The organism is Terriglobus sp. YAF25 (assembly GCF_052113305.1).
In the GTDB taxonomy this organism is placed as follows: domain Bacteria; phylum Acidobacteriota; class Terriglobia; order Terriglobales; family Acidobacteriaceae; genus Terriglobus.
In genome coordinates, this window is the sequence record NZ_JBFRCY010000233.1 from 1 (window position 1) to 10,666 (window position 10,666).

Annotated in this window: 3 protein-coding genes; all 3 read right to left on the minus strand. The window is 55.8% G+C overall.

From position 1 onward, the window contains the following. A partial coding sequence (locus AB4043_RS11565) for a beta strand repeat-containing protein (protein WP_442307100.1) occupies window positions 1-4,093 on the minus strand: 4,093 nt, incomplete at its 3' end. A 147-nt stretch (window positions 4,094-4,240) separates the two neighbouring features. Next, the gene (locus AB4043_RS11570; protein WP_442307101.1) at window positions 4,241-5,284 is read right to left on the minus strand and encodes an FG-GAP repeat domain-containing protein; all 1,044 of its coding nucleotides are present in this window, start codon (window positions 5,282-5,284) and stop codon (window positions 4,241-4,243) included. Between the two features lie 196 nt (window positions 5,285-5,480). Then, complete coding sequence (locus AB4043_RS11575) at window positions 5,481-10,619, minus strand: beta strand repeat-containing protein (protein WP_442307102.1); 5,139 nt, start codon at window positions 10,617-10,619, stop codon at window positions 5,481-5,483. Between the last annotated feature and the right edge of the window lie 47 nt (window positions 10,620-10,666).

A 10,666-nucleotide genomic window follows, 5' to 3' on the forward strand; every position in this document is an offset into this window, starting at 1 on the left:
AGCTTGAACTCGTCATAAGAGCGGCCGAACTCGTGCGTGTGCTGACTGTAATCGTCGTCGACTGCGGCTGATTGTCTCCATTGAAGGTCAACGTCGCCGGAGCGAAGCTGCAGGAGACGCTGGAGGGCAGGTTGCCGCAGGAGAAGGTTAGCGTGCCGATGTAGTTGCCGGTCGGTGTTGCGGTGATCGTCGCTGTGCCACTCTGCCCCTGTTTGATCGTTAGGGTGGTTGGATTGGCCGCAAGACCGATACCGAAGAGCACGACGGTCTCATTGAAAGAAGCGGATGTGACGGAACTGAAGTTCGTATCGCCGGTGTACAGCGCCGTGATGGTGTGGACTCCAGTGGTGGAGAAAGTAGTGGTGACGCTGGCCGCACCGCTGATCAGGGGAACACTCCCCAGCAGAGTTGTGCCCTCATAGAAGCCCACGGTGCCCGTCGGTGTTCCGTAGGAGGCGGCAAGCGCGGCGCGGAAGGTCGTGGCGACACCGGTGCCAACGCCGATCGTAATCGGTGAGGTCTGGGTGACGGTGATCGAAGGCGTCGCTTTATTGACCACCAGAGTTGTAGAACCGTTGGCACTGCTGTAGTTTGCCGTATCGGCGGGAGTGAAGATGGTCGCGAGTGTCTGCGATCCTGCGCCGAGCACTGTTCCTGAAGCTGGAGCGTAGGCGAAGGTGCCGGCTACAGAGCCGGTTGCATTCAACTGCGTTGCAGACAGCGCTGTTCCATAGGTAATCGCGGATGGGGCCGCCCATGTGATCGTCGGCGTTGCTTTGTTTACTACCAAAGTCGTCGTTGCCGTGGCGCTGTTATACGATGTCGCATCGGTAGGGGTAAATGTCACTGAGAGCGTTTGTGTGCCGGGCGCCAGCACTGTACCCGGCCCGGGTGAATAAACAAAGGTTCCAGCCACACCGCTGGTTGCGTTCAATTGCGTTGCCGATAGCGCCGTGCCGTAGGTGATGGGGGCCGGTGTCGACCACGTAATCGAAGGCGTTGCCTTGTTCACTGTCAATGTCGTCGTGGCAGTGATGCTGTTGTAGTTCGTTGTGTCCGTGGGAGTAAATGTTACTGAAAGGGTTTGCGGACCAACCCCCAGGACTGCACCTGCTGCGGGGGTGTAGGCGAAGGTGCCCGCTACCGCGCTGGTCGCATTCAACTGTGTTGCAGAAAGCGCGGTTCCATAACTGACCGCGGCAGGTGCTGCCCACGTAATCGAGGGTGTGGCTTTGTTGACTACCAGGGTCACGGTCGCCGTTGCGTTGCTGTAGGTCGTAGTGTCCGTAGGAATAAATGTTACYGAAAGCGTCTGTGATCCTCCTGCAAGAACCACTCCTGCGGCGGGGGAATAAACGAAAGCTCCTGCTATGGAGCTGGTTGCATTCAGCTGAGTTGCGGAGAGCGCCGCTCCGTATGTAATAGCTGCGGGTGTGGGCCAGGTAATGGTGGGCGTAAGCTTCGAGACAACTTCGCTGAAGCCTGCCGACGTAACGGTATTGAAGTTGGTGTTGCCAGAGTACCCCGCGGTGATTGTGTGTGTACCCGCCGTGGTAAATGTTGTTGTGATGCTGACCGTGTTGCCACTCAGTGTTCCTGCACCGATCGAGGTGGCGCCGTCATAAAACGTAACGGTGCCGGTAGGTGTCCCGTAGCCTGCGGCGAGTGTGGCCAGTAATGTTGTGGCCGTGCCCACGTTGGTACCTGGGGTCGTGGGTGAGGTCTGCGTCACCGAGATTGAGGGCGTGGCTTTATTTACGACCAGCGTTGTCGTTGCGGTTGTGGTGCTATATGTCACCGTATCGGTTGGCGTGAAGGTTGCCGACAGCGTTTGCGTTCCGGGCGCAAGCACCGTTCCTGCCACGGGCGAATAGGCAAAGCTGCCCGCAATCGCTGTACTCGCATTGAGCTGCGTTGAAGAAAGAGCCGTGCCGTAGGTGATCGCGGCTGGCGGAGGCCAGATGATGTTCACGGCCGTGGGGCCGACTTGCATCGAGAGGGGCGTGCTGGAGGCTTGCCCGAAGAAACCGCTGCCAGGAAATTGCGCGACGATGCTATGCGATCCTGCGGAGAGCGATGACGTCGTAAACTGCGCTACACCATTGTTTAAAGTGCCGGTGCCAAGGATCGTCGATCCCTCCGAAAAGTTGATCGTTCCACCTGCCGTTTGATTCCCTTCGTTGAACGGAGACAGTGTTGCGGTAAATGTCACCTGCTGGCCGGTATTAATGGGATTGCGGTTGACCGCCAGCGTTACTGTGACCGGAATCGGCGCGATAATCGTGGCGGTGTTGGAAGTCTCATCCAGATAGTTGGTATCTCCTGGATACGTGGCCTGAATGGAATGGTAGCCATACGGAGGGCCGTTCACTGTAATCCCTGTCGCGTTGGCAGTGTAGACCGTAGGCGCGGTGTACAGGGTTATCGCGATACTTAGGGGGGGCCCAATATATGCCTGGGTATATACGGGGATGTCGGAGGTGGTATCTCCATTGAAATCCGGCAGATAGGTCGGTATAGCAGGTAATTCAAAATCCTGGTTCGAGAATCCGCGAGTTGATGTTTTGTTCCCGAAAGCGCCTGTGCCATCGCCAAAGGTTACGGACACGAAGTAATAGCCCGGCACGTGGTAACCCCCGGCGTAAGCCGTGGCCATCCCGAGATCGGCTTTGCCGTCTCCATTGAAGTCACCTGTGAAATAGATTCCGTTCGAATACCCATACGGGTCAGAAAGATCGACAGCAATGGGAGCCTGGAAGGTGCCGTCTCCGTTGCCCAGGACCACGGCGTCACCCGTAAAAAGATCCGGATTGCCATCGTGGTTGAAGTCGGCGATGAGTGCTGTGTAATAAGTCGGAGCAGGTATGGCTGTAAATGTTCCATCCGACTGTCCCAGATAAAGGGTCCCGTAAGCAAACAGATCCGTCCGCCCATCATGGTTGAAATCGGCAGCTAATTGTCCGGAAACTCCAGTGGCAATTACCCTCTGGAAGGTCCCGTCGCCATTGCCGAGGAAGAGGGTTTCGCGGTTGTAAATATCTTGTTTGCCATCACCATTGAAATCACCTACGAAAATACTGGAATATGATGTGTCGCCACTGGCGATGGTGGTAGCGGTCGCGAAGGTCCCATCCCCGTTTCCCCGCAGCAGAGATAGACCAGAGGTTCCCGTCAAAACGACATCCAGCTTGCCGTCATGATCGAAGTCGGCGACTGCGAAAGATAGGCTGAATCCATCGGCAGTTGGCGTTCCTGAAAATGTCCCGTCGCCGTTTCCGTGCAGAAAAGCTATGGAATTCCCTCCCACCGGATACACCGGATAAATGAGGTCAGCCTTGCCGTCGTTGTCAAAGTCTGCGGCATAGAGAGCGCCAGGCAAGTGGGTCATGCTGGTGTACTTCGTCGGTTGCAATACTGGTGTTGGAGGACCAAACCTAGCAGTCGCGAGCGAGCTGTTGTTTGCTGTGAGGTCGACGAACGAGACGCTGCCCGTCGGAGCGATCTCTTGGGCCGGTGTGGTGAGCTGTGCGCTAAGTGTGTAGGTACTACCGACCTGCTGGGGATCAGCCAGGGTGAGGGTGCTCACAATGCCGAGCGGCGGTCCTACGGTCAATGTCACCGCATTACTGGTGGCGGAGGACAGATTGGTGTTGCCGCGAATTCGGGCCGTGATCACATGTGTTCCCTGACTGAAGTTCCTCCAGATCACATGAGCCACGCCGCCGGACGGATAACCGCTGGTCACCGCGGTCGATCCGTCATAGATATCGACCCAGTTGCTGTCGCAGGAGTAGCTGCCGACCGTGCAAGGAGTCACCGTGACGGTCATGTCGGCCCTAGCCCCATAAGTCGACGGATTTGGGCTAATGGCCAACGAGAGCGTCGCCTGCGAAGTGCTTCCGGTAATCGCCTGGGTTGTAGAGATAGCGGCACCGTAATTTGCATCGCCGGCGTAATGTGCCCGCACCTGATGGGTGCCACCCGGCGACACGATCACGTTGGTCGCGGTCGCAGTGAAGGTATTGGTCGCTGTATATCTGCGTACACCTGCAAACTGCGTCGAGTCATCAGCGCCTGGATAGAATTCGAGCAATGTATCGATGCCGCTTCCGGCTAGATCAACCGATAGGAAAGGGTGGCGATAATAGGCTATAAAACTGATATCTGTAAAAGTCTGTGGAGAAGAAAAGCTGCCATCCGAGCGTCCAAAGAGAACGGTTAATATGCTGAACGGCGAATATTAATTCTGTATCGGGTAGTTTCCGAGAAACGCCAGGTCAGGCACTCCATCCCCATTGAAATCTCCGCTCGCGATCGACGAGTAGGTAAATTGGTAGGGACTCCCGTACCAGTTGATGGGGCCGGGGCCAGGATCAATACTGTACGTCGATACAGCCTGGAACGTGCCATCGCCATTTCCGAGAGCGACCATAGCATTCCCACCGCTGAATCCCGCTACATCAAGCTTTCCGTCATGATTGAAGTCTGCGACGGTTACTTGGGTGCCGATGGGTCCGGAGGTGTGATTGACGGTCTGGAAAGTTCCGTTGCTCAACCCCAGCAGGGTGAAATTGTCTCCGTAGATGTCAGCGCGGCCGTCATTGTTAAAATCCCCGACGGGACCGATGGCTGCATTGGTGTTTACGGCCGCCGCAAACGTGCCGTCACCATTTCCAAGATAGAGATGGCTCGGGTAGTAACCTGTACTGAATAGATCCAGTTTTCCATCGCCATTGAAATCGCCGCTTTGCAGTGAGGTATGGCTATATTGGGGTATAGTCTCCGTGAATTGCGTGGGGGCCTGGAAGGTTCCGTCGCCGTTCCCCCGGCGTATCATGGTCGTTGCGGTCTGCATCGTGACCAAACTGTCGGCGATGCCGGCCTGAAAGGTGCCGTCTCCATTCCCTTTGAAAAAGGTCAGGTAGTAGTTGTTGTCGACAAACAGAAGGTCGGCTTTACCGTCTCCATCGAAGTCACGAGCAAGAACGTTGGACGTGTATCCGTATAACGAGGTGAACGACTGGGATCCATTTTGCACGATCGAAGAAGTCAGGGAAGAGGAAAACGGCGCTGAGCCAAGAACCGCATTCGAATACGTTGTATCTTCGAATGTCACATTTCCTGTGGGCGGGTGAACCTGCGCCAGTGCCGTGTATTGACCGGCGAGCGTGTATACGCCGGCGGTTCCAGTTGGAGTAACCGTAATAGTAGGCGTCTGGGCTGACAAGCCTATAGAAAACGCAAGGCAAACTGCGATGCGACCAACGGCAGCGAGGCGGTTCATAAATTGTCCTGAGAAAAAAGGGAATCGTGCAGTTCCAAGTAAAGCGCGACTCCGACGTCAGGTCAACCGTTTTAGCCCTTTGTGGTTTTTTCATCACTGATGCTGTTCCACGACTATCAATATCGCGTAAAGAAAAACGCGCACGTCCCTTTCGGAAGCGTGCGCGTTTCAATAGCGAATAGTTGTCAGTGGTTATCTACGGCTCAATGACGATGGAGAAGTTGAAGGACTGCGTCGATCCTCCATTTGCAGTTGTTTGAGCATTGATGGTAACGGTCTGCTGTCCTGTCGCCGCAGAGCTGGAGGTGGTGGTTGGGCTGCCACCGCATCCGGTTGTTGGCAGCAGAAGCATTGCKGCGAACAGCACCARCAAWCCRCGCTGYAGCATGCGGCGTCGACGTAARCCGAAGGCGAGCAAGGGCAACGCGAGGATCGAAGCCAGACGCACGTTCGAAGTGCTCATAAGAGCGGCTGAGGTCGTGCGTGTGATCACCGTAATGGTACTGGTCTGCGGCTGGTCGTCTCCGTTGAAGGTCAGCGTCGCCGGGGCAAAGCCGCAGGAGACGCTGGAGGGCAGGTTGCCGCAGGAGAAGGTTAACGTGCCGGTGTAATTGCCGGTCGGTGTTGCGATAATCGTCGCTGTGCCACTCTGCCCCTGTTTGATCGTCAGGGTGGTTGGATTGGCAGCAAGGCCAATCCCGAAGAGTACGACCGTCTCGTTGAAGGCTGGGGACGTGACGGTGTTGAAGCTCGCATCGCCGCTATAAAGCGCGGTGATGGTATGAACTCCCGTCGTGGAGAAGGTAGTGGTGACGCCGGAGTCTCCGTTGATCAGGGGGGCACTGCCGAGTAGCGTGGTGCCCTCATAGAAACCCACGACACCCGTTGGTGTTCCGTATGACGCGGCAAGCGCTGCGCGGAAGGTCGTGGCTACACCGGTTCCAACGCCGATCGTAATCGGTGAAGTCTGAGTTACGGTGATCGAAGGTGTCGCCTTGTTCACGGCCAGCGTTGTCGAACTGCTGGCGCCGTTGTAGTTTGCCGTATCGGTCGGAGTGAAGGCCGCGGAGAGCACCTGCGACCCGACTCCCAGAACCGTTCCACTAACCGGCGAATAGACGAAAGACCCGGCGACTGTAGTGGTTGCATTCAACTGGGTCGCAGAGAGTGCCGTCCCGTAAGTAATTGCTGCAGGTGTTGCCCATGTGATCGAGGGCGTTGTCTTGTTCACCACCAAAGTCGTTGTGGCCGTGGCGCCGTTATATGTCGTTGTGTCGGTGGGAGTAAATGTTACTGAAAGCGTTTGGGTACCGGCTCCGAGAACAGCGCCTGCAGCAGGAGAATAAGTAAAGCTGCCAGCCACGGTGGAGGTTGCGTTCAATTGGGTCGCCGAGAGCGCAGTTCCGTAGTTGATGGCCGAAGGTGTCGACCAGATAATCAAAGGGGTAGTCTTTGACACCACTTCATTGAAAGCAGGCGATGTGACTGTGTTGAAGTTGTTGTCTCCGCTATAAATTGCGGTAATGACATGCGTGCCTTCAGACGAGAAGGTTGTAGTCAGTGTTGCGGCTGCAGCACTGACCGGTGCCGTTCCAATCGCTATCGAGCCATCGTAGAAGGTTATAGTTCCGGTCGGCCATCCATAGATGATGGCCGTAAGACCAGCACGTAGGACTGTGGCTGTTCCAACATGTGTGCCTGTTGTCGTGGGTGAGGTCTGCGTGACCGCGATGGAAGGCGTTGCCTTATTCACAACCAGTGTCGTGGTTGCGGTCGCATTGCTGTATGTCCCCGGATCGGTGGGCGTGAAGGTTGTCGATAATGTTTGCGACCCAGTGCTGAGTACAGTGCCTACCCCCGGCGAATAGGCAAAGCTGCCTGGGACAGTGGTACTTGCATTCAACTGCGCTTGGGTAAGCGTCGTGCCATAGGTAATTGCCGGGGGCGTGGGCCAGGTGATGTTCACTGGACGATGGTTCACCTGCACGGAGATCGGTGCGCTGGTCGCAAGCGAGAACTCCGGGTCTCCAGCAAAACTTGCCGTGATGCTATACGAGCCAGGAGCCAGCGCGGTCGAGACTTGTGCGACTCCATTGTTCAAATTGCCGGATCCCAGAAGCCTCGTTCCCTCCCGGAAATAGATGAGTTCGCCGTTTGTGGAGGCATTGATGTCGCTGAATGGAGAGAGTGTCCCGGTAAATGTTAGGTTTTGGAAGGCAAGTACTGGATTGGGAGCAACGGCAAGCGTCAATGTGACTGGTGTTCGTGCAAACACGCTGACAGTATCGGAAGTCGCGTCCAGGTAATTGACATCTCCTGGGTATTGCGCCTGAATGGAATGATTGGCTGGTGGTGCGAACAGCGTAACGCCCGTTGCCGTGGCGGTATACACCGTTGGGGTAGTAAATACTGTCAGCCAGTTGCTTGCATCGAATCGCTGACCGTACACGGCGATGTCAGAGGCAGCATCTCCGTTGAAGTCCGGCAGATATGACGGAACAGTTTCCAGTATGCGGTCAGACGTGTTGTATGTAGTTTTGTTTGTGAAAGCGCCTGTTCCGTCTCCAAAGGTGGCCACCATGACGTAGGCGGTTGAATTACCGGGGGGAACGTTATAGTACGTCGCCAGCAGGCCAACATCGGCTTTGCCGTCTCCATTGAAGTCGCCGGTAAAGTACTTGACGAATATTAGTGACCCTGAGTTCTCCAGTCCCGTAGCTAGATCGATAGCTTTCGCTGTCTGGAAGCTGCCGTCTCCGTTGCCCAGCAAAAGCGTGTTGTCCGCCGTAAAGACATCCAGCTTTCCGTCATGGTTGAAGTCGAAGACGAGGACAGCCTTGGAATAGGCGGATGGGGCAGGCACGGTGACGAATGTTCCATCCGTCTGCCCCAAGTGGACGCCATCGGTAGCAAACAGGTCTGTTCGCCCATCCTGGTTGAAGTCACCGGCGAGTTGTGCGGTGATATTTGTAGTCGAGGCACCCTGAAAGGTTCCGTCGCCATTTCCGAGAAAGAGATGTTTCGAGGTGATGTTGTAAACGTCCTGTTTCCCGTCGCCATTGAAATCACCGGCGAGCGGAGAGGCATCAAAATCGTTGAGGTCATAGATAGAGATTCCAGGCGTGAAGGTGCCGTCTCCGTTGCCTTTGGATAGAGCTATGTTGTATCCATTAGGCTGAATAACATCCAGTTTGCCGTCATTATTGAAGTCTGCGATGGCAGCCGAGCCACCCCCGCCGTTAATTTCGGTTCCCGAAAATGTTCCATCACCGTTTCCGTGCAGAAAGCCTATAGTAGCCCCTCCCGACGGATAGATGAGGTCAGCCTTTCCGTCGTTGTCGAAGTCCCCGGCATAGAGGGAGGTTGTGTTGTAGTTCTCGTTCATAACTGTYTGGTCGGTCTTGAACACGGGAGCCGGAGAACCAAGGGTGGCGGTTGCGAGAACATTATTATTCGCCGCGAGATCGAGGAACGAGACGCTGCCGGTTGGGGCGGGGGTAAGAACAGGAGAAGTAAACTGCGCTGTCAGCGTATGCGAATCCTCGGATTCCAACGCGTCGGTGAGTTTGAGTGCACCGACGATACCGGCAGGCGGGCCTACCGTCAGTGTCACTGGGTTGCTGGTAGCCGAGGAAAGATGTGAGTTGCCGGCGAAGTTGGCCGTAAGCACATGTGTCCCTTGGGCGAAGCTCCGATAGGTCATGTGAGCCACACCGCCGGACGGATGCGCTCTTATCACCGCGGTCGATCCGTCATAGATCGTTACGAAATCAGTGTCGCAGGAGTAACTGCCAACCGTGCAGGGAGCCACCGTGACGGTCATATCGACCGTTGCCAGATAGGTCGATGAATTTGGGGTGACGGCCAAGGATAGTGTCGCGTGTGCATCACTTCCCGTAAGGGCCTGGGGTGTCGTCGCGACTGCGGCATAGTTTGCATCGCCGGCGTAGTGTGCTCGCACCTGATGGGTGCCGCCCGGCGACACCGCAACATTGGTCGCGGTTGCCGTAAAGGTATTCATCAAGACGGGCGCAGTAACTACTGCGCCATAGTTCTGATAAAACGCGAGTGCTTCCTGGAGACCGTCTCCGTTCGTATCCGCTGATAGAAGCTGGCCAGGGTTCTCTCCTCCCCAAGAAAGGTCATAGAGCTGTTTTGGCGAAAAGGTCCCATCGGAGTGTCCAAATAGAATGGCGAACATACCGTATACCGTGTAGTCATAATGTGCGCGATAGGACCACCCGAGAAAGGCCAGATCGGGTACACCATCCCCGTTGAAATCCCCGCTTATGGCAGAGGTGTAGGTCCAATAGTAGTACTGCGGATCAACGTCATAAGTCGAGGCCGTTTGGAACGTGCCATCTCCATTGCCGAGAGAGACCACTGCCGCACTCGATCCATACACTCCAACCCCCTGCGTTCCACTGAGGTTTGCCACATCAAGCTTGCCGTCACCGTTGAAGTCTGCAACGGTTGAAAACCCGGGGCCGACGGAGGAACCATTGACCGCCTGAAAGGTTCCACTGCTCAATCCGAGCAGGGTGGCATAGCCTCCGTGACCATCAGGGGCTCCATAGATATCGGTGCGGCCATCGTTGTTGAAGTCCGCAGCCGGACCAACGGCGCCAATCGTAGCCACAGCAGTAGCAAAGGTGCCATCCCCATTTCCGAGATAGAGATGGCCCGAAGRATTTCCGCTGTAGTTTGTAGAGGCTGCGGCGCTGTATAGATCCAGCTTTCCATCGCCGTTGAAATCGCCGCTTTGCAAAGAAGCTTGTTGATAGTTTTGGGCTATGGTCTCTGTGAGTTGCACGGGGGTCTGGAAGGTGCCGTCTCCGTTTCCCTGGCGTACCTGAATGGCCGCGGTGGCGGGACCCGAACTCGAATTGACTTGTGTCCCAGAGGCAGCGATATCAAGTTTGCCATCCCCGTTCCAGTCACCCGCTGTCAGGAAAGTGGTCTGCATTGAGACGGAACTGTCAGCAACACCGTTCTGAAAGGTTCCGTCTCCATTCCCTTTCAGAAACATCAGGTGGTAACTGCCGTCAACGAGCAGAAAGTCGACTTTGCCGTCCCCATCAAAGTCGCGAGCCAGCACATTGGAGTAATAGCCAGATACCGATTGGAGCCCCTGTCCTTGGTGGGAATAGACTGCGGACGCTGTCAAGGACAGCGGCGCCGAGGCAAGAACCGCATTGGAATAGGTCGTGTCTTCAAACGCCACATTGCCTGTAGGCAGATGGGCCTTCGCCTGCGCAGCATACTGGGCGGTGAGCGTGTAGTTCCCGTTGCTTCCGGTAGGAGTGAACGTAATAGTAGGCGTCTGGGCTGACAAGCCTATAGAAAACGCAAGGCAAACTGCGATGCGACCAACGGCAGCGA

Excerpts from the sequence above, each read along its gene's own strand:
- AB4043_RS11570 (WP_442307101.1), bottom strand. The coding sequence starts at position 5,284 with ATGAACCGCCTCGCTGCCGTTGGTCGCATCGCAGTTTGCCTTGCGTTT.